This window comes from Novosphingobium mangrovi (assembly GCF_022818885.1).
GTDB classification, from domain to species: Bacteria; Pseudomonadota; Alphaproteobacteria; order Sphingomonadales; family Sphingomonadaceae; genus Novosphingobium; species Novosphingobium mangrovi.
The window spans coordinates 155240-174680 of the sequence record NZ_JALHAT010000001.1 but is presented as its reverse complement, the minus strand read 5'-3'; the positions used below and the strand labels follow the sequence as shown (position 1 = coordinate 174680).

The 19441-nt window shown below is 66.0% G+C and carries 19 protein-coding genes; 12 read left to right on the top strand and 7 right to left on the bottom strand.

What is annotated here, in order from left to right; translation table 11 throughout:
* Positions 1 to 3: 3 nt before the first annotated feature.
* Together MTR65_RS00790 and MTR65_RS00785 are read right to left on the bottom strand one after the other, a co-directional pair.
* Positions 4 to 1362: a peptidylprolyl isomerase gene (locus MTR65_RS00790; RefSeq protein ID WP_243796351.1), complete on the bottom strand. Its 1359-nt coding sequence runs from the start codon at positions 1360 to 1362 to the stop codon at positions 4 to 6.
* A gap of 255 nt (positions 1363 to 1617) precedes the next feature.
* The gene (locus MTR65_RS00785; protein ID WP_243796350.1) at positions 1618 to 3963 is read right to left on the bottom strand and encodes an LPS-assembly protein LptD; all 2346 of its coding nucleotides are present in this window, start codon (positions 3961 to 3963) and stop codon (positions 1618 to 1620) included.
* A 128-nt stretch (positions 3964 to 4091) separates the two neighbouring features.
* On the opposite strand from MTR65_RS00785, the gene MTR65_RS00780 reads away from it, so the two are divergent.
* The 6 genes from MTR65_RS00780 (at position 4092) to MTR65_RS00755 (ending at position 7656) form a co-directional block, all read left to right on the top strand.
* Positions 4092 to 5555, top strand: a complete 1464-nt coding sequence (locus MTR65_RS00780) for a leucyl aminopeptidase (protein WP_243796349.1) — start codon at positions 4092 to 4094, stop codon at positions 5553 to 5555.
* Positions 5556 to 5577: 22 nt separating this feature from the next.
* Positions 5578 to 6027, top strand: a complete 450-nt coding sequence (locus MTR65_RS00775) for a DNA polymerase III subunit chi (RefSeq protein WP_243796348.1) — start codon at positions 5578 to 5580, stop codon at positions 6025 to 6027.
* An 80-nt stretch (positions 6028 to 6107) separates the two neighbouring features.
* A complete protein-coding gene (locus tag MTR65_RS00770; protein WP_243796346.1) occupies positions 6108 to 6290 on the top strand; it encodes a hypothetical protein in 183 nt (60 codons plus the stop codon).
* Between the two features lie 122 nt (positions 6291 to 6412).
* On the top strand, positions 6413 to 6712 hold the full coding sequence (locus MTR65_RS00765; RefSeq protein WP_213501218.1) for a hypothetical protein: 300 nt from the start codon (positions 6413 to 6415) through the stop codon (positions 6710 to 6712).
* 140 nt (positions 6713 to 6852) lie between these two features.
* On the top strand, positions 6853 to 7275 hold the full coding sequence (gene ndk, locus MTR65_RS00760; protein WP_243796344.1) for a nucleoside-diphosphate kinase: 423 nt from the start codon (positions 6853 to 6855) through the stop codon (positions 7273 to 7275).
* Positions 7276 to 7482: 207 nt separating this feature from the next.
* Positions 7483 to 7656, top strand: a complete 174-nt coding sequence (locus MTR65_RS00755) for a hypothetical protein (protein ID WP_243796342.1) — start codon at positions 7483 to 7485, stop codon at positions 7654 to 7656.
* 45 nt (positions 7657 to 7701) lie between these two features.
* On the opposite strand, the gene purN is transcribed toward MTR65_RS00755, so the two are convergent.
* Entirely contained in the window at positions 7702 to 8691 is a 990-nt protein-coding gene (gene purN, locus MTR65_RS00750) for a phosphoribosylglycinamide formyltransferase (RefSeq protein WP_268739180.1), read from the bottom strand.
* The gene (gene purM, locus MTR65_RS00745) at positions 8684 to 9787 is read right to left on the bottom strand and encodes a phosphoribosylformylglycinamidine cyclo-ligase (protein ID WP_243796340.1); all 1104 of its coding nucleotides are present in this window, start codon (positions 9785 to 9787) and stop codon (positions 8684 to 8686) included. Before purM ends, purN begins: the two co-directional genes overlap by 8 nt.
* A 69-nt stretch (positions 9788 to 9856) precedes the next feature.
* On the opposite strand from purM, the gene MTR65_RS00740 reads away from it, so the two are divergent.
* The 4 genes from MTR65_RS00740 (at position 9857) to MTR65_RS00725 (ending at position 13027) form a co-directional block, all read left to right on the top strand.
* Positions 9857 to 11152 (top strand): heavy-metal-associated domain-containing protein, encoded by a 1296-nt coding sequence (locus MTR65_RS00740; RefSeq protein ID WP_243796338.1) that lies wholly within the window; start codon positions 9857 to 9859, stop codon positions 11150 to 11152.
* A 9-nt stretch (positions 11153 to 11161) separates the two neighbouring features.
* Positions 11162 to 11848 carry a P-loop NTPase family protein gene (locus tag MTR65_RS00735; RefSeq protein ID WP_226636348.1) on the top strand — a complete coding sequence of 229 codons (687 nt, stop codon included), beginning with the start codon at positions 11162 to 11164 and terminating at the stop codon, positions 11846 to 11848.
* A 73-nt stretch (positions 11849 to 11921) separates the two neighbouring features.
* Entirely contained in the window at positions 11922 to 12650 is a 729-nt protein-coding gene (gene epsC, locus MTR65_RS00730) for a serine O-acetyltransferase EpsC (protein WP_243796335.1), read from the top strand.
* 8 nt (positions 12651 to 12658) lie between these two features.
* Positions 12659 to 13027 (top strand): DUF2794 domain-containing protein, encoded by a 369-nt coding sequence (locus MTR65_RS00725; protein WP_243796332.1) that lies wholly within the window; start codon positions 12659 to 12661, stop codon positions 13025 to 13027.
* Here MTR65_RS00725 and MTR65_RS00720 read toward each other — a convergent pair.
* Complete coding sequence (locus tag MTR65_RS00720; RefSeq protein WP_243796329.1) at positions 13024 to 13926, bottom strand: SDR family NAD(P)-dependent oxidoreductase; 903 nt, start codon at positions 13924 to 13926, stop codon at positions 13024 to 13026. The genes MTR65_RS00725 and MTR65_RS00720 overlap by 4 nt on opposite strands.
* A gap of 165 nt (positions 13927 to 14091) precedes the next feature.
* Here MTR65_RS00720 and purS point away from each other — a divergent pair, with 165 nt between their 5' ends.
* Together purS and purQ are read left to right on the top strand one after the other, a co-directional pair.
* Positions 14092 to 14328 (top strand): phosphoribosylformylglycinamidine synthase subunit PurS, encoded by a 237-nt coding sequence (gene purS, locus MTR65_RS00715; protein ID WP_148625940.1) that lies wholly within the window; start codon positions 14092 to 14094, stop codon positions 14326 to 14328.
* On the top strand, positions 14328 to 15005 hold the full coding sequence (gene purQ, locus MTR65_RS00710) for a phosphoribosylformylglycinamidine synthase subunit PurQ (protein ID WP_243796327.1): 678 nt from the start codon (positions 14328 to 14330) through the stop codon (positions 15003 to 15005). Before purS ends, purQ begins: the two co-directional genes overlap by 1 nt.
* 84 nt (positions 15006 to 15089) lie before the next feature.
* Here the strand turns inward: purQ and MTR65_RS00705 are convergent, their stop codons facing one another.
* Together MTR65_RS00705 and glmS are read right to left on the bottom strand one after the other, a co-directional pair.
* Entirely contained in the window at positions 15090 to 17462 is a 2373-nt protein-coding gene (locus tag MTR65_RS00705; protein ID WP_243796326.1) for a putative bifunctional diguanylate cyclase/phosphodiesterase, read from the bottom strand.
* 92 nt (positions 17463 to 17554) lie between these two features.
* Positions 17555 to 19378: a glutamine--fructose-6-phosphate transaminase (isomerizing) gene (glmS, locus tag MTR65_RS00700; protein ID WP_243796325.1), complete on the bottom strand. Its 1824-nt coding sequence runs from the start codon at positions 19376 to 19378 to the stop codon at positions 17555 to 17557.
* Between the last annotated feature and the right edge of the window lie 63 nt (positions 19379 to 19441).

Genomic DNA, 19441 nt, shown 5'->3' with positions numbered 1-19441 from the left:
GCGTCAGTTGTACTCGATGACGGCATCGCGGCGAAGGTCGCGCAGGTACATCTGCGCGCGCTTGTTGATGCGTTCGTCTTCCATCTGCGCCATGAGCTGGTCGAAGTTGGGGCCGCTGCTGGTCTGCGGATCGTCGCGGCCGCACAGCATGAGCATGCGCACGCCATCTTCGAGCGAGCCGAACGGGGGCAGGCTTTCACCCGGCGAGAGCTGGAGGATCGCCGACTGGATCTGGGCGGGCAGGTCGCGCGCCTTGACCTGGTCGTTGGTCACGACCTGCGCACCGATGGTGGCGGCGACTTCCTCGACGTTGCCGCAGCCCTTGGCGCTTTGGATCGTCTTGGCGAAATCCTCGGCGCGCTGGCCGGCCTGGGCCTCGGTGGTGCCCTGGGGGAAGGTGATCGAGATCTGCTTGAGCGAGAGGATCGCATCGCGCGGATCAGCGGTCAGGACCTGGCGCTTGTCGATGAGGTAGAGGATGTCGAAGCCGCCGGGGACCTCGACCGGGCCGACGAGCTGGCCGGGCTGCATCTCACGCGCGACCGTGGCAAGCTCGGTGGGAAGCTGCGCGAGGCGAATCCAGCCAAGGTCACCGCCGACCGCGGCGGTCGAGGCCTGCGAGTACTGGCGCGCATAGGCGACGAAGCTGCCGCCCTCGCGGATCTGCTGCACGATCTGCGAGGCGTTGTTGTAGACCTGCTCGCGCGCTTCGGCCGGAGCTGCAAGGTAGATTTCGCCGATCCGGTATTCCTCGGTGCCCTTGGACGCCTCGAGGCGCTGGATCGTCTCGTTCACCTCGTCTTCGGAGACGTTGATGAAGGGGGCGATGTTGCGCTGGAGCAGGCGCTGCCAGGACATTTCACCACGGATCTGGCGCTTGAGCGATTCGGCCGAGGAGCCGATGCGCTTGAGGTAGGCGTCCATCGCCGAGGTGTCCTGGTCGAAGTTCTGCGCCGCGACGCGGGCGTAGGACTGGTCGATCTCGGCCTGGGCAACCTCGACCTCGTTGGCCTCGGCTTCCTGGATCTGGAGCGTTTCGTCGATGAGGTTGCGCAGGACCTGGAGGCGCAGGCGCTTCTGGTCTTCCTCGCTCAGTTCGTTCTGGTTGGCCGCGAGGATCAGCGCCAGGCGCTGGTCGACGTCAGTGCCGGTGATGACGTCACCGTTCACCACCGCGGTCGCCTTGCGCACGTTGGGGTTGTCGTTGCCGAAGATCTTGACGTCGTCGGGGATGACGATCGCGCCCTGGGGGGCGGACTGCGCGCTCGCAGCGCCCGTGCCCAGCACGCCCGCAAGGACGGCGAGCGAGGCAACGCCGGCCAGAGTGCGCTTCAGGAACCTGTTGCGATTGACTGCTACCACCGTGATTTCAATCCCGTATTCGGCCAACCCCGTAGGGTGGCTCCGCCCGAGGCGGAAAAATGTGTCGCCCGCCTGCTGAGTGCGGACATGGATGCGTCTACCTGCCGCAAAACGGCTTAACGCAAGCTGTCGCGGCGGGGCTTATCGGAAAATGCGCTCACCCGATAGCGGCTTTGTGGACTGCTGCCAACGCCGGGCGTGGCAGGTGGTCCGTGCAGGGCCGTTCGATGCGGGCCCCGTCTATGCAGGGCACCCTTAGTGCAGGCCAATGTTCTTGAGGCTGAAGCTGATCAGGAACGAGTTGCCACGCCGCGCGTCGCCATTCGAGACATAATCGCGCCGCCAGGTGAAGCCGACGCGCAGGCAGTCGTCCTCATAAGAGGCGCCGAAGCGGGTGCGCAGCGGCTGGAAGCCGTCCGAGCCCGAAACCGGGTCCTCGCTGGCATCGGTCAGGTTGATGACCGCCGAGCCGAACAGCGACCAGTGGCGGGCAAAGGCAACGCGGCCTGCGGCGCGAAGCTCCTGCCGGTCACGAAGGTCCTCCACGCGGCCCAGTTCGGAATCGTCAGGCAGGTCGACGGTGTAGATATTGCGGTTGAGGTCGGTGTAGCCGACTTCGAGATAGGTCTTGGAATTGCCGATCACCGCGTCGATCTCGTTGCGGCGCACCGCCAGGCTGGACTTGTCGAGGCGGAAGCGGTGGATGAGGCGCACGAAGTTGCGATAGCGCAGCTCGGTGCGGCCCACGATATCCGAGAAGGTGCCGGTGAAGCCGGTGCCGTCAGGGGCGATGTTGTCATCGCCCGACATGCGGATGCTCTGGCCGATCTGCGAGGTGATACGCCAGCGCGAACGCTCGAAGCGCCAGTCCAGACCATAAGTCATGCGCGTGCCGTCCTCGATCCGGTCGTAGCCGGGGAAGCGGTTGAGCGCGAAGAGGTTGCTCGTTTCCAGTTCGATCGCGCGCGCATCCTCGTTGGGGATCGAAAGATTGCGCGTGTCGGGCGCAGCGACGAACTGGACGCGCGGGGTCAGGACCTGGTGGCCGCCGAAGACTTCGCCCACCATCGGCCATTCCACATCAAGCGCGGCGAGGGCCACGCCGCGGGTCTGCCAACCCGGCTGGCCACGGTAGAGGAGGGTGTTGGTGTTGTAGTTCTCGTCGGAGTGATAGAGGTCGCCGCGCACGAGGCCGGTGGCGGTAACGACCTGCCCCATTCCGGTGACTTCGCGGCGCGACCACTGCGCGCTGGCAAAGGCGCGCTGGGTGTCCTGGCCATCGGTGCGGGTGAGCGCGAGAGCGTTGAGCTGGGTCTCGATGCGCCCTCCTGCCACCGGGTCCTTGAAGCGGCGGCGGTAGTCGATGGCTGGCAGCGCAATCGGGATCTGGCCCTGGTCGCGGGTCGACTGCATGGTCTGCGTGGCATAGCCCGCAATCGAGAGGTAGCTCTTCGCGTCGATCCGTTCGAGCTCGACGAGCGAGCGCAAGCGGTCATCGCGGCTGATGTCGTAGCGGCGCAGGAACGTGCGGTCGGTCGCGCGGCGCAGGAACCCGGTCACGCTCCAGTGTTCGCTCAGCTGGAACTTGCCGTTGGCCTCGACGTAGCCGCGAAAGGCGCTGCTGCCGGTCGGGCTCCCGGTGGAACCATAGATCGGGATGCGCTCGCTCGAGGTCGCGTAGCCGGTGATCTGGTAGGCGCCCTTGTCGGTCAGCGCGCGGTATTCGACCGAGCCCATCGGGGCGGATTCGGTGAAGAGGTGCAGCGTCCCCGTGATGTCGCGGTTCTTGTCGATCTTCCAGTAATAGGGAATGCCGACTTCGATGCCGTTCGAGGGCGAGGAGCGCAGGTCCGGTATGAGAAAGCCCGAGACCGCATCGCCGTCGGTGCTGATGGTAAGGCCCAGCAGCGGCAACTGCACCGTGCCGAACAGTTCCAGGCGCGCATCGCTGAAGCGCACGCGCTGCTCGGCCTCGGAATAGGTCACGCTCTTGGCAACGACCTTCCAGGTTGGCTCCTTGGGGCAATCGCCGCGGCCCACGACCGAGCACCCGGTGTAGGCCGCGTGGTTGAGGATGACATCGCCGTTGCCCAGGCGCTGGCCGTCCTTGGCGGCGAGACGTCCACCTTCGCGCAGGACCAGCAGCAGGTTTGCCAGCATGCCGGTCTTCAATTCGTCGGTGAGCTCGACCTCGTCGCTGAAGACCTGGTTGCCGCGTTCGTCGACGAGGCGCACATTGCCGGTCGCCAGGATCTTGCCACTGGTACGGTTCCAGGTGACCGAATCGGCACGCACCGATTGCCCGTCGCGGCGCAGCACGACATTGCCGCTGGCGGTCACGCTCTCGCCGTTCTCGTCGTATTCCACAACATCGGCTTCGAAGGCGACCGGGACGGCCTCTTCGGTCGCGGGCGCGGGTTCGGGAGGCGCCTCGGTGATCGGGGCCGTTCCCGGTGTGCGGGTCAAGTCCTGCGCTGCGGCGCTTGCAGGCAGAAGCGCAGCGGCTCCCCCCGTGGCGAGGGCAAGCGTGAGAGCGTTCAGCGAAACAGGTCGCAAGCGGGAAAAAATGGCTTGCAGGGGAGACGATGCGGCTGGGAGCATGGCTTGCCTATCGCACCGCCTGTGCCTAACTGCAATCCATGCTTGCGGTGAAGCGCACAGCCCTGCCGCTCATCCGGCGCCCGGGCGGTGCGGTACACCTGCAAAAAGGTGAGAGTTCAGGAGAATTCATGAAGATCCAGTTTCTTGACGCGGCGTCCCCCTCCAGCGCGCGTCTCGTCGTCCGCTTCGTAAACCAGGACGCAGTGCCCGCCGATCTCGAGCCGGTGCTGGCCGAAGGTGCGAAGCTTTCGCGCTTCGCAGGCAAGACGGGCCAGGTCTTCGACGGGTTCGTGGAGCGGGGCGGGGCAACCGTGCGCGCGGTTCTGGCCGGGATCGGTGGTCCCGATGCTGCCGACCGCAGCGCTGCGATCGAGCGTGCCGCGGCGGCCGTGACGGCGAGGTTCCTGACTTCGGGCGAGGAAGCCATCGCCTTTGATCTGACCGGCGCCGGTTTCTCGGCTGAGGATGCCGTGGCCGCCCTGACGGGGGCCGAGCTGCGTTCGTGGACCTGGACCAAGTACCGCACCACTCTCAAGGACGAGCAGAAGGTCAGCCTCACCTCGCTCGACCTCGTCGGCGCGCCTGAGGGCACCGAAGCGCTCTGGGCCGTGGAAAAGAGCGTGGCCGAGGGCGTTGCCTTTACCCGCGAACTGGTGACAGAACCGGCTAACACGATCTACCCCGAAAGCTTTGTCGAGCGTTGCCAGGCGCGCATGGAGGGCAGTGGCCTCGTCATCCGCGTCCTGGACGATGCCGAAATGGCCGAACTGGGCATGGGCGCGCTGCTCGGCGTCGCGCAGGGCTCGGTGCGTCCCGCACGCCTCCTCGTCATGGAGTGGAATGGCGGCGCCGAGGGCGACAAGCCGGTGGCCTTCGTGGGCAAGGGTGTGACCTTCGACACGGGCGGCATCAGCCTCAAGCAGCCCGGCGGCATGGAAGACATGAAGTGGGACATGGGCGGCGCCGGTGCGGTTGCGGGCACCATGCTCGCGCTCGCCAAGCGCAAGGCCAAGGCCAACGTGGTCGGTCTGTGCGGCCTGGTCGAGAACATGCCCGACGGCAACGCGCAGCGTCCCGGTGACGTGGTCACCACGATGTCGGGTCAGACCGTGGAAGTCATCAACACTGACGCTGAAGGTCGCCTGGTCATGTGCGATGTCCTGACCTACGCACAGCAGACCTACGATCCGGTCCGTATCCTCGACGTCGCCACGCTGACCGGCGCGATCCTGGTCTCGCTGGCGCACGAATACGCAGGGCTGTTCTCAAACGACGACGATCTCGCCGCCGATCTCGACGCAGCGGGCGCCGCATCGGGCGACAAGGTATGGCGCATGCCGATGGGCGCGGCCTACGACAAGCAACTCGACAGCGCGATTGCCGACATGAAGAACGTCGGCACGCGCTTTGGCGGTTCGATCACCGCCGCGCAGTACCTGCAGCGCTTCATCGACAAGGGCCGCCCCTGGGCGCACCTCGACATCGCAGGGATGGCCTGGGCCGACAAGCCCGGCGCGACTTGGGGGAAGGGCGCGACCGGCTACGGCGTGCGCCTGCTCGACCGCCTCATCCGCGACACCGCGGAAGGCTGAGGCAGGGCGAAGGGCACGGCCGATGCGCGTGATGTTCTACCAGCTCAGCCGTGACCCCGCCCACGCCGTGGTCCCGCTTCTGGCGAAGAAGTCGCTGGAGGCGGGCGCGCGCGTCCTCGTCGTCTCGGGCGAAGAGCGCCAGCGCGCGGAAATCTCGCGCGGGCTCTGGACGCTCTCCCCGCAGAGCTTCCTCGCCAACGGAGAGGCCAGCGATCCGCACGCCGAGCACCAGCCCATCCTCCTGTCGGGCGAGGTTTCCCCGGCCAACGGCGCCAGCTTCCTGTTCCTGGCCGATGGGCACTGGCGGGAAGGCGAAGGGGAGGCTCCCTTCGAGCGTGTCTTCTATCTGTTCGACAACGACACCCTTCAGGAGGCTCGGCAGGTCTGGAAGGACCTGCGCGGCCGTGACGGCGTGACCAAGGAATACTGGGCGCAGGAAGACGGGCGCTGGGCGAAGAAGGCGTCCGAATAGGGTAGCTTGGGCCCTGGTATTGACGCGGGCGGACGGTCCCGATCTAGTGCACAGACTGGATGGACAGGGGACCAATAGGCATGATCAGGACGGCTTCGACACGTTTCTCGCTGGGGTTCGTGGGCGGTCTCCTCGTCGGCGTGATCATCGACAATATCGCGCTGGGCCTTGTTCTCGGGCTGATGCTCGGTGCAGGCGGGGCAAAGCTTGGCACGGCGGGCGAGGACGACGCCGATCAGGATAGCGGGACACCCGCCGATTGACATTGGCGCAGCCGGTGCCCACAGGCTCTGGCGCGCTTGGCTGGCCTCCGGGTCCAACTCCCCGCGCGGTGAACGTCCCAGCGCGGCGGACATCCCAGCACGGCGACAAGGGCCTGAATTTCATGACTTCCCAGGAACAGCTTACCCTCTTTACCCGCGCGGTCGAGGCGCTTGGCGGCGTGCGCGCCGTCGCGCAGATCCTGGGCTGCTCGGAGCGCAGCGTGGGCCGTCTGCTCACCGGCGAGATGGCGCTGCACGAAGGTTGGCTGCGCGGCGTATCCAGCGCGCTGCTCGAACACGCGGTGCTGTGCCGCAAGCTGGAGCGCAGCCTCTCCCCCGATTTTCCCTCCAATCTCCTCTCCGGGCAGGCGCGGGCCGCCGGTTCCGGGAGGCGCGAGGACGGTGGTCTGGACGCCGACTGAGCCCTGCGATGGGACCTGTGCTGTTCAAGTAGACCGCTGGTGAATAGGGAGCGTGCGTGAACCTGTTCTTGCGAAGCGCTGCGAAGCGGGCTAGTGGCGCGCGCAACAGTTCCCCCGTTCACTTTTCAAGGACAGATCTCATGGCGGTTACCCGCACGTTCTCGATCATCAAGCCCGACGCTACCCGCCGCAACCTCACCGGCGCGATCACCAAGATGCTCGAAGATGCCGGCCTGCGTGTCGTCGCGTCGAAGCGCATCCAGATGACCAAGGAACAGGCTGAGGGCTTCTACGCGGTCCACTCCGAGCGTCCGTTCTTCAACGACCTCGTCTCGTTCATGATCTCGGGTCCCGTGGTCGTGCAGGTTCTCGAAGGCGAAGACGCCGTCAAGGCCAACCGCGACGTGATGGGCGCCACCAACCCGGCCGACGCCGCCGAAGGCACCATCCGCAAGACCTTCGCCGAATCGATCGAGGCCAACTCGGCCCACGGTTCGGACTCGGACGAGAACGCGGCGATCGAGATCGCCTACTTCTTCAAGCCCGAAGAAATCGTCGGCTGATCCGGCAGGGACGCAGGCCAGCGGCTAGCGTCCCGACCCGTCTCCGGACGGATGCAAAGGGGGCTGCCTGCAAGGGCGGCCCCTTTTTCGTGTGCGTGGGCCGTGCGGGCAGGTGAACAAGTTTTCACTTCGCGTCGCGAACCGGGGCTGAGATCAAGGAAGCGGGACAAGAAGGTGGCCTGCACGTGCAGGTCGGATGGGGCATCGATGCACGTAAAGACGTTCATGAGTGTAGGTTTGCTGTCGTTCCTGGCCTCGTTCGCCTTTTCGCACCTGGCGCAGGCTGGCGCCAAGGGCGACGAAGAGGTGCGTCAGAAGGCGGCCGCACAAGAGCGGCAACTGGCAGCCAGAGACGACCAGGGTCACGCGATCCTGCCGTAAGTGGGCGCAGGGCCCTGCAATGTCGCGCCCTGCAAAAGCCCGTGTTTAGAAGTCGTCGGCGGCGTCCTGCAGGCGCGTCAGCCGCTTGGGGGCGGCGCTTCGCCAGCTGCGTTCGAGCCATTCGCGCACGCTGTCCCAATCGACGCCCGGACGGTTGAGGATGACCCCAACCCAGCCCGAAGCGCCATAGTACGCGGGCTTGAAATAGGCTTCAGGGTTGCGCTCTGTCAGCGTTTCGATCTCGTCCACGCCGCTGGTGCGCGCGAGGAGGGCGATGTGCGGCGTGCCGTGGTGCTGGTCGTTGAAGTGGGCGAAGTACTTGCCGCCCACGCGCCATCCCGGACTGCCGTGCGATTCGCGTTCCTCCGCCTCGGGCAGGGCAGAGGCCAGTTCGCGGACCCGTTCAAGCAGCCATGCAGGATCACGCTCGCGGCTGACGAGCCTCGCCAGGCAGCGTGAATAGAGCTGGTGCTCGGCGATGAGGACGCGGGCACCCAGTGTGTCGGGCGTGTCGCCGGGCACGATGGCCACCGGCGTCTGGCCCAGGATCGGCCCGTCGTCGAGTTCGGCGGTGACGAGGTGGACGGTGACGCCGCCATGGCTGTCGCCCGCCTCGATCGCGCGTTCATGGGTGTGAAGGCCGGTGTACTTGGGCAGGAGCGAGGGGTGGATGTTGACCATCCGGTTCGCCCAGCCTGACACGAATTCGGCCGTCAGAATGCGCATGTAGCCCGCGAGCGCGACCCATTCGGCCCCGCTGGCGCGGATGGCCTTGTCCATGACGGCATCGTGCTCGGCGCGCTTCATGCCCTTGTGCGAATGGGCAAAGGTCGCCACGCCCTCGGCAGCGGCCAGAGCAAGCCCCTTGGCCTCCGGGTCGTTCGAGGCGACCAGTACGATCTCGTAAGGGCAGTCCGCCGCGCGGCTGGCATAGAGAAGCGCGGCCATGTTGGTGCCGCTGCCCGAGATGAGGACAGCGACCTTTGCCTTCTCGATGCCTGCCTGCGCGCCGGAAGCGCCGGGGATGTCAGCCAAGGTGTACGGCCTGCCAGGGCTCGCGCGCGGACCAGGCTTCGGCCGACCCTTGCACGGTGCAGCCCTTTTCGCCGGCCTCGATGGCGCCGATCACGTGGACGGTTTCGCCCGCGGCTTCGAGGTCGCTCTTGAGCGAGGCGGCCTCGTCGGCGCTGACGGCCAGGACCATGCCGATGCCGCAGTTGAAGGTGCGGGCCATCTCGGCGGGCTCGATATTGCCCTGCGCCTGGAGGAAGGCCATCAGGCGCGGCTGCGCCCAGGCGTCGGCATCGATGCGGGCATGAAGACCCTTGGGCAGGACGCGCGGGACGTTTTCAAGGAGACCACCGCCGGTGATGTGGGCGAGCGCGTGAATGCGGCCCGAACGGATGAAGGGCAGCAGGCTCTTTACGTAGATGCGCGTGGGCGCGATCAGCGCGTCGATCAGGAGCGTTTCCTGGTCGAAGAGAGCCGGACGGTCGAGCTTCCAGCCCTTGTCCTCGGCCAGGCGACGCACCAGCGAGTAGCCGTTCGAATGGACACCCGAGGACGCGAGGCCAAGGAGGACGTCGCCCTCCTGGACCTTGTCGCCGGTCAGCTGTTCGCCGCGCTCGACGGCGCCGACGCAGAAACCGGCAAGGTCGTAGTCACCGGCCGCGTACATGCCCGGCATCTCGGCGGTTTCGCCGCCGATGAGCGCGCAGCCCGAAATCTTGCAGCCCTCGGCAATGCCCGCGACGACGCGCTCGGCAACGCCGTTCTCGAGTTTTCCGGTGGCGAAGTAGTCAAGGAAGAAGAGGGGCTCGGCGCCCTGGACGATAAGGTCGTTCACGCACATCGCGACCAGGTCGATGCCGATGTGGTCGTGGCGGTCATGGTCGATGGCCAGCTTGACCTTCGTGCCCACGCCGTCGTTCGCGGCGACCAGCAGCGGGTCCTTGTACCCGGCTGCCTTGGGGTCGAAGAAGCCTCCGAAGCCGCCCAGGTCGGCATCGGCGCCCGGACGGGCGGTGGCACGCGCCATCGGTGCGATGGCTTTGACGAGCGCATTGCCGGCGGCGATCGACACACCGGCCTGCTCGTAGGAGTAGCTCTTCTGAGAGTTATCGTCGGACATTGCGGCCGCATAATGCTTTGTGACTTGGATTTCCATTCCCGTTTGGGCAAAAGGCCCACGGTTTTGAAAATGACACGATCGATTTCCTCCTTCTCACCGCGGCCCGACCGCACGGGCGCGGGCTCTATCTCGCGCAAAACGCTAGGTTATGTGCTGGCTGGCACGGCCGTGCTGGGCCTTGGCGGACTGGGCGTTTCCAGCCTCGTCGCGCAGGTCGAAGGCGATCGCGGTATCCCGCCTCTCGCCAATTCCGCGGACATTCAGGTCGATGGAATCACCGTGGACGTCACCGGCAAGACCGGCGCGGAAGCGCGCCTGAAGGGCTGGAAGGAAGCGCAGAAGCTCGCCTGGAAGAAGCTGGGCGGCCCCGATATGCCCAGCGAATCGATTGACGCGATGGTCTCCTCGGTCGTGATCGAGAAGGAACAAGTCGGCCCGCACCGCTACATTGCGACGCTGGGGGTGATCTTCGACAAGGCGAAATCCAGCCAGTACGTCGGCGGCGCGGGCAGCGTCGCCCGTTCGGCGCCCTTGCTGGTGATTCCTGTGCTCTATTCGGGCGGCGTGCAGCAGGTCTTCGAGGTGCGCGGGCCCTGGCAGCGCGCCTGGGCCGAGTTCCAGGCCGCCGCGACTCCGGTCGACTATGTCCGCCCTTCGGGAGCGGGCGGCGAATCGCTCATCCTGACTGCCGGGCAGCCCGGTCGGCGCAGCCGCCTGTGGTGGCGCACGATCCTGGGCCAGTTCGACGCCTCGGACGTCCTCATGCCCATGGCGCGCCTGGAGCGGCAATGGCCGGGTGGCCCGGTCAAGGGCACCTTCACCGCGCGCTATGGCCCGGACAACACGTATCTTGGCAGCTTTACTCTCGAAGCGCCGTCCGAGCAGGCTCTGCCCGACATGATGGACCAGGCGGTCGAGCGTATGGACGGTCTCTACCGCGAGGCGCTGGCCCGCGGCGAGCTCAAGCCCGATTCGACCCTGACAGGCGGCAACGCGCCGCTGGAACGTGCTTTCGCACAGTTGCGCGAGAAGCTTCTGCCCGGCGGCGGTGTACCCGAAATGCCCGTTGCCGAGCCCGCCGTGCCGCAAGCCCCGACCATCGTGACCGAAGAACCCGCAGGGGCTCCGGTCGAGACGGTCAACGTCCAGTTCGTGACGCCCGATGCCGCCGCGGTCGATGCAGGGCTTGCCGCCGTGCGCGGAGTGCCCGGCGTCGAGGGCGCGGCCACGGTCAGCCTCGCGATCGGGGGGACCTCGGTCATGCGGGTTTCGATGCGGGGCGGTTCGGAACGCCTTGCCAGCGCCTTGCGAGCGCAGGGTTGGCAGGTGTCCGGTTCGGGCGCGACCATCCGGATTTCGCGGTAGGTCCAACATATGCCCAAGCAGATTGCCCTTCCGCTGTCCGCCTCGAGCGACAGCCCGCCGCGTATCGTGGTGGGCGAAGCCAACGCGGCCGCCATCGACGCGCTGACCGATCCGGGCCGCTGGCCCTTCCACACCGCGATTCTCTATGGCCCGCCGCGTTCGGGCAAGTCACTGCTGGGCAACTGGTTCGCCGATGGCGGGGGCGGCGTGGTGATCGACAACGCCGAGACGGTGGACGAGGACGTGCTGTTCCACGCCTGGAACCGCGCGCAGGAAACCGGCCAGGCGCTGCTTCTCATCACCAACCGCAAGCGTGCACCCCAGAAAAAGGGGAAGGGCAAGGCCGCGGCCAAGCCCAAGGCGCCTGCGAAGTCCCGGGCCAAGAAGAACGACGGGCTGTGGCACGTAGGCCTTCCGGACCTCGCCTCGCGCCTTGGCGCGGCGCTTCAGCTGGAGATCGAGGAGCCGGACGACGAGATGCTCGCCGAGCTGATCGACGTCCACGCGCAGATGCGCCACCTCGTTCTCGACCCATCGGCAAGTGCCTATCTTGTACCCAGGGCCGTTCGTAGCCATCTGGGGGCCGAACGTCTGGTCGCGGCCATCGACCGGCTCAGTCTCGAGCGCAAGCAACCGCCCACTCTGGCGATCTGGCGCGAGGCACTGGCCGAGTTCGGCAAGAGCGCCCAGACCTGATCCTGAGACCCGCGTGCAGGGGCTTTCGTGGCCGGAACTTGCATCGCACACCGATTGATGGGAGATTCGGGCCATGTTGCGAAAACTCGTCCGTTACCTCGATTCCGTAGTCGCGCGCGATCCTGCGCCGCGGTCGCGTTGGGAAGTCCTGCTCTATCCGGGCGTCTGGGCGTTGTTCTTCCACAAGATCTCGCACCGGCTTTTCAACGCGCGGCTTTTCTTCCTCGCGCGCGCAGTGAACCACTTTTCACGCTTCATGACCGCGATCGACATCCATCCGGGTGCGACCATCGGCAAGAATTTCTTCATCGACCACGGCTTTACCGTAATCGGCGAGACCGCGTTGATCGGCGACAACGTCACGATCTATCAATGCGTGACTCTGGGGGGCTCGAACCCGACCAACGGCGTGGGAGGCAAGCGCCACCCGACCCTGGAAGACAATGTCATTGTCGGTTCGGGCGCGCAGATCATCGGGCCTGTCACCATCGGCAAGCGTGCGCGCATCGGTGCAAGCGCGGTGGTGACCGAGAGCGTGCCTGAAGGCGCGACCATGATTGGCGTGAAGGCCCGCTCCACGCTGGTGACGGCCGAAACCTACTCCAAGAAGTTCATGCCCTATGGCACGCCCTGCCGCGAACCGTGCGAGCCGGCGCCCAACCAGCGTGTGGATGAACTGGAAGAGCAGATCGAGGCGCTGCGCAAGGAAGTGGCGACGATGACCCAGGCCCTGGGCGCGGCGCACGAAGCGCTCGACCGCGCGGCCAGGACGCCCGACGAACCTGTCTGCAAGGGAGTCTGAACGCGCGCGTGTCGGGACCTGTTGGAAATTCGAACACTCCAGATGCCAGCATCGTCGCGTTTCCCGGGCGCAAGCCGCTTCAGATCGCGTTCGACCGCTTTGAACTGCAGAAGATCCTGAACCTTTATGGCCGGATGGTCGCGGCCGGGTTCTGGCGCGACTACGCGATGAACTTCGAGAAGGACGCTGCCCACTTCTCCGCGTTTCGCCGCGCGGCCGAACGCCCTCAGGCGCGGATCGAGAAGCGACCGGCGCTGCGAAGCAAACAGGGCATGTGGACGCTCTTTGGCGAATCGGGCCAGGTTCTGAAGCGCGGGCATGAACTGTCCGGCGTTCTCAGTCCACTGGAACGCAAGTTGCTCAAGGTTGTCGACTAGCTTTTACGGCTGAGGCGTGAGAGCGCGCGGTGCGATTGCTCCATGCCGTTTTCGAGGACGCGCAGGCCCCGGCGGGTGTCGATTTCGTCCCAGGCCGCGGCGATGGCTTCGGGCGTGCAGTCCTCGGGCGCCAGCAGGACGCCTTCGTTCATGGTCACATAGGCGCCCTGGAAGACGCCGCCGCTCGCGCCGATGACCGCGTCGCTCGGGGCACCTCGCGAGACGAGGAAAAGGGCCGCCGGAACCACGGTCTCGGGGCTGAAGGCGTCATAGGCCTCGTCGGGGAAGATATCGGCGGTAAGGCGGGTTCCGGCCGTGGGCGCAATCGAATTGACGCGGATGTCGTACTTGGCGCCCTCAAGGCGCAAGGTGCGGGCAAGACCCAGCACACCGGCCTTGGCCGCGCCGTAGTTGGCCTGGCCGAAATTGCCGCCGAGCCCGGTCGAGGAGGTTGTCATCAGCACCCGGCCATAGGCCTGCTCGCGCATGGTGGCCCAGACCGCCTTGGTGGCATAGGCGCTGCCCAGGAGGTTCACCCGCACCACCGCCTCGAAGTCGGCCATGTCCATCTTGTGGAAGGTGCGGTCGCGCAAGGTTCCAGCGTTGTTGATGAGGATATGGATCGCGCCCCAGGCGTCCTGCGCGCGTGCGGCCATGGCCTCCATCTGGGCAAAGTCGGAAACATCCCCCGAATCGGCCAGCGCCTCGCCGCCCATCGCGCGGATCTCCTCGACCACGCGGGCCGCACTGTCCGAGCCGCCGCGACCATCGGGTGAGGAGCCGAGGTCGTTCACGAGCACCTTTGCGCCGCGCCGCGCCAGTTCCAGCGCGTAGGCACGGCCAAGGCCGGTTCCGGCGCCGGTGACGATGGCAACCTGGTCGGCAAAGGAAATGGGCATCGAGGGCCTCCACAAGGGACCCGCACGGCACGGGCCCGGTCCGGATGGCACCAACGGCGCGCGCATTCAACGATCAAAAGCGCGCAAGTGCCCTTGCCCCGGGGGGCAAGCGAGGCCATAGGCGCATTTTACCGAATCTGCCGCATTCAGCGAAAGGCCCCCGTGATGAAAGTCCGCGTCCACGTCAGCCTCAAGCCCGGTGTCCTCGATCCGCAGGGCCGCGCGATCCACCACTCGCTCGAAGGGCTCGGCTTCTCGGGCGTCAACGACGTGCGGGCCGGTCGCCTGTTCGAGCTCGATGTCGAGGACGGCGTCTCCGACGAGGCGCTCGACGACATGTGCAAGAAGCTCCTCGCCAACATGGTGATCGAGAACTACCGCATCGAGAAGGTGGCCGCCTGATGGCGTTCCGCTCGGCCGTCATCACGTTCCCGGGCTCCAACTGCGACCGCGACATGGCGGTGGCTCTGGAGAAAGTCTCGGGAGAAGCGTGCACCCGCGTGTGGCACGGGGATTCCGATCTGCCGGAAGGGCTCGATTTCATCGCGCTTCCCGGTGGCTTCTCTTACGGTGACTACCTGCGTTGCGGCGCGATCGCCTCGCGCTCGCCGATCATGCAGGCGGTCATTGCCGCAGCCGACAAGGGCGTTCCGGTGCTGGGCGTGTGCAATGGCTTTCAGGTGCTGACCGAAAGCGGCCTATTGCCCGGCGCACTGCTGCGCAACTCGGTGATCCGCTTTGTGTGCCGCGACGTCACGCTCAAGGTGGAGAACGCGAACTCGCTGTTCACCTCGGGCTACAGCGCAGGCCAGGAAATCTCGATCCCCGTCGCGCACCATGACGGCAACTACTTCGCCGACGAGGCGACCCTCGACCGTCTCGAGGGCGAGGGGCAGGTGGCCTTCCGCTACGCCGAGGACATCAACGGTTCGGCCCGCGCGATCGCTGGCGTGCTGAACGCCAAGGGCAATGTCCTTGGCATGATGCCCCACCCCGAGCGCGCGATTGAGGACATCCACGGCGGCAGCGATGGCCGCGCGCTGTTCGAAAGTGCGATCAAGGGCCTTATCGGCGCCTGATCGCGATTTCCTGAGCGACACGAAAAACCGCCCGGAAAGCTCTGCTTTCCGGGCGGTTTTTCGTTGTGGGTAGGCCGCCTTTGGTCAGGCGACGCTCTGGCGTTCGAGGTAGTGGGGGTTGTGGAAGAGCCCGCGCGCATCCTCGGCGCTCATCGGGCGGCCGAAGAAGTAGCCCTGGATCTTGCGGCAGCCCAGTTCACGGATCAGCTGGACCTCGTGCTCGGTCTCGGCACCTTCGGCGGTGGTCGACATGTCGAGGCTCTCGGCCATGGCGACGACAGCGCGGATGATGGCGATGCTCTCGGCGTTGCCGGTAGCCGCGCTCTGGACGAAGGAGCGGTCGACCTTGATCGTCGAGAAGCGCAGCTTGCGCAGGTATCCGAGCGAGGAATAGCCGGTCCCGAAGTCGTCGAGCGCGACACCGCAGCCCAGCGCCATGATACGTTCGAGGACGTGGTTCGCGGTCGTGCCGTCGCGCAGGAAGATGCTTTCGGTGACCTCGATCTCGAGCCGGTGCGGAGCGAGGCCGCTTTCGGCCAGCGCATTGACCACGCTCGTGGCGAAGTTCGAATCGAGCAGCTGTTCGCCCGATACGTTGACGGCGACGCGCACGTCTTCGGGCCAGTTCACGGCCTGGCGGCAGGCCTCGCGCAGCACCCATTCGCCGATGGGGACGATGAGGCGAGTATCTTCGGCAAGCGGAATGAACTTGGCCGGGCTGACGAAACCGTGTTCGCGGCTGTGCCAGCGCACGAGGGCCTCGAAGCTCACCACGCTTTCGTCGGTGGCGTCGACTACGGGCTGGAAGTTCAGCACGAATTCGTCGCGTTCGAGCGCGTGGCGCAAGGCGGATTCGAGCTTGCGGCGTTCCTCGGCATGGGCGTGGAGCGAGGGTTCGTAGCGATGGTGCACGTTGCCGCCCAGGTCCTTGGCGCGGTAGAGCGCAAGGTCGGCGTTGCGCATCAGTGTTTCGACATCCGCGCCGTCCTGGGGCCCGCAGGCCGAGCCGATCGAGGCGCCGACGTAAAGGGTGTGGTTGTCGATCTCGTAGGGCTGGGCAAGTCGGTCGATCACACGGCGCGCGAGTATGGACACTCGTCCGGCATCGGACACATCGCGCATCACGATGGCGAATTCGTCGCCGCCCAGACGTCCGCACATCTCGTCCTCGCCCATCTGTTCGCGGATGCGGTCCGAGACCCGGGCGAGGAGCTGGTCCCCCACGAGATGCCCCAGCGTATCGTTGACCGCCTTGAAGCGATCGAGGTCGATCATCAGGAAGGCACAGCGCGTACGCCAGGTGGACGAGTAGGCGAGGGCATCGTTCAGCGCTTCGGTCAGCATCATCCGGTTGGGAAGGCCGGTGAGGGCGTCGTAGCGGGCGAGGTAGGCGATCTTGTCGGAACTTTCGCGCGCTTCGGTCTCGTCCGAGCCGACACCGCGAAAGCCGGTGAAGATCCCGTTCGAATCGAGCTTGGGCGTGCCGGACAGTTCCCACCAGCGCGGGCGCCCCTGCACGGTCACGCGGACAAGCAGGTTGGAGAAGCTTTCCCGGCGCTTGATCCGTTCGGCGAGCTCGCGAAGGCTGGGGTGAACGTCTTCGTCCTGCCAGCTGGAGCCTGCGATCAATTCGACAAAAGGCATGCCCTCGATCTCGCTGGCCTCGCGGCCGAGCGCGAAGGCGAAGCGTGGCGAAACAGCCCGGACCCGGCGCTTGGTGTCGGTCTGCCAGAGCCAGTCGGCCTCGTTCTCCTCGTACTCGCGAAGGAGCATCGAGACCACTTCGTCCTTCTCGGAGATGCCGGCCTCGGCCACCTTGGCATTGAGATAGCGGGTCGCGCTCTCAATCGCGCCCCAGATCGTGATGGCGGCCATGGCCAGGCTGATCAGCGCCATCTCGAAGGAGCCGGTGATGAGAAAGAACACCGCCGAGGAGCCGCCGATCAGGACGCCGAAAAACAGCGCCGCCATCGGCACGGCGGGCATGAGCAGGGCCGAAGCGGTCAGCATGACGGCGAGGATCGCCCATATCTGGAAGCGCAAGGAGAGGTCGCCGAGGCCTCCGAAGGTCGTCAGCGGCACGGTCCAGGCAAGCGCGTTGAGGCCCACGCCGTGAAGCAGGCGGTTGATCTCACTGCGCGAAATGCCGCGCCGATCCGATCCGATGAGACGCTTGAACATGGTGTAGCTATGCCACAGTGAGAATCCGGAGACGGCAAACCATCCTGCGAGGGGCAGGAGTGGAACCTTGCCGTAGCAGATCACGACGATGGCCAGCATCGCGGTGATCTGGGTGACACGCCGGATCGTCGAGGCCTGTTGCAGCCCCTGGAACTGGAGACCGCGCAGCCTCTCCCAGTCGCCGTCACCGTCCTTGGGGTCGTTCAGACCGAGGACGGCAAGGGTGGGCAGGCGACTGGGCAGGGCGCGCGTCTGATGGGAATTTTTCTTCGTCACGAAAGTGTCCCTAGGGACAACCGGTTAGCAGCCGGTAAAGGATTGCAAACCATTGCCTTGGGCAGATTGTCCAAGGTGCTTGCGGGACCTGATCATTCGACAGTGACGCTCTTGGCGAGGTTGCGGGGCTGGTCGACATCGGTGCCCTTCGCGCAGGCCACATGATAGGCGAGCAACTGCACTGGCACGGCATAGACGATGGGCGCGATCAGGGGATGGACGCGGGGCATCTCGATCGTGGCAATGCAGCCTTCGCCAGCCTCGGCAATGCCCTCGGCATCCGAAATCAGGACGACCTTGCCGCCGCGCGCGCGCACTTCCTGCATGTTGCTGACCGTCTTCTCGAAGAGCGGCCCGGAAGGGGCGAGGACGATGACCGGAACGGCCTCGTCGATCAGCGCGATGGGGCCATGCTTCATTTCACCCGATGCATAACCTTCAGCGTGAATGTAGCTGATTTCCTTCAATTTGAGAGCGCCTTCGAGCGCCAGCGGGAAATCCGGGCCACGGCCGAGGTAGAGGACATCGCGCGCAGGGGCGATGAGATGGGCCATCTGCGCGATCTCGTCGTCGTGGTCGAGCGCGGCGTTGAGGCGGGCAGGCGCTTCAACGAGGTGGGTGACGACCTGCGCTTCCTCGTCCCTGTCCATGCGCCCGCGCAGGACGGCAAGGCGCGCGGCCAGCGCGGCGAGGACGGAGAGCTGGCAGGTGAAGGCCTTGGTGGAGGCCACACCGATCTCGGGTCCGGCGTACGTCGGCAGGAGCAGGTCGGCCTCGCGCGCCATGGTGCTGGTGGGCACGTTGACGACGACCGCGATGGTCTGCCCCTCGGCCTTGCAATGGCGCAGCGCGGCCAGCGTATCGGCCGTCTCGCCCGATTGCGAGATGAACAGCGAAAGCCCGCCGGGTTCGAGCACGGGATCGCGGTAGCGGAATTCGGAGGCGACATCGATGTCCACGGGAATGCGCGCGAAGGTCTCGATCCAGTACTTGGCGACCATGCCTGCGTAGTAGCTCGTGCCGCAGGCGACGATGGTGATGCGGTTGATGCCGCCGAGGTCAAAGTCCATCTGGGGGAGGGTGACCGACTGGGAGACCTGGCGGATGTAGCTCGACAGCGTCTGCGCGACGACGGTGGGCTGCTCGAAGATCTCCTTCTGCATGAAGTGGCGGTAGTTGCCCTTCTCGATCGCCACCGCCGATGCGCCCGAGGTGACCACCGCGCGCTCGACAGGATTGTTCTGCGCATCGAAGATCTGCGCACCGTCGCGGGTGATGACGACCCAGTCGCCTTCTTCCAGATAGGTGATGCGCTGGGTCAGGGGGGCAAGGGCAAGCGCGTCGGAGCCCAGGTAGGTTTCGCCCTCACCGTATCCCACGACGAGCGGGGAGCCGAGGCGTGCACCGATCAGCATGTCGGGATGTTCGCGAAAGGCGATGGCCAGCGCGAAGGCTCCGCGCAGCTGGGGCAGGGCGGCCTTGACCGCGTCCTGCGGGGAGAGGCCGGCTTCGACCTGTTCGGATACCAGATGGGCGACGACTTCGGTGTCGGTCTGGCTCTCGAAGGTGCGTCCGCGCGATTCGAGCGATTCGCGCAAAGGGCGGAAGTTCTCGATGATCCCGTTGTGGACCAGCGCCAGCGTATCGGTCGCGTGGGGGTGGGCGTTCACCGCGGTGGGCGCGCCGTGGGTGGCCCAGCGGGTGTGGGCGATGCCGATGAGGCCCGGGGCGGGATTGCCTGCCAGTTCGGTCACGAGGTTGGCCAGCTTGCCTTCGGCGCGGCGCCTTACCAGCTGGCCATTCTCGACCGTGCAGATCCCGGCGCTGTCATAGCCGCGGTATTCCATCCGGCGCAGGCCATCGACCAGACGGTCCGCCACCTCTTCCTTGCCGACGATGCCGATAATTCCACACATTGCGCGCCTGTCACCTCTTTGCCGGGGCTCGATCCCGGAAGGACCGATATGCCCAGCGTTAAA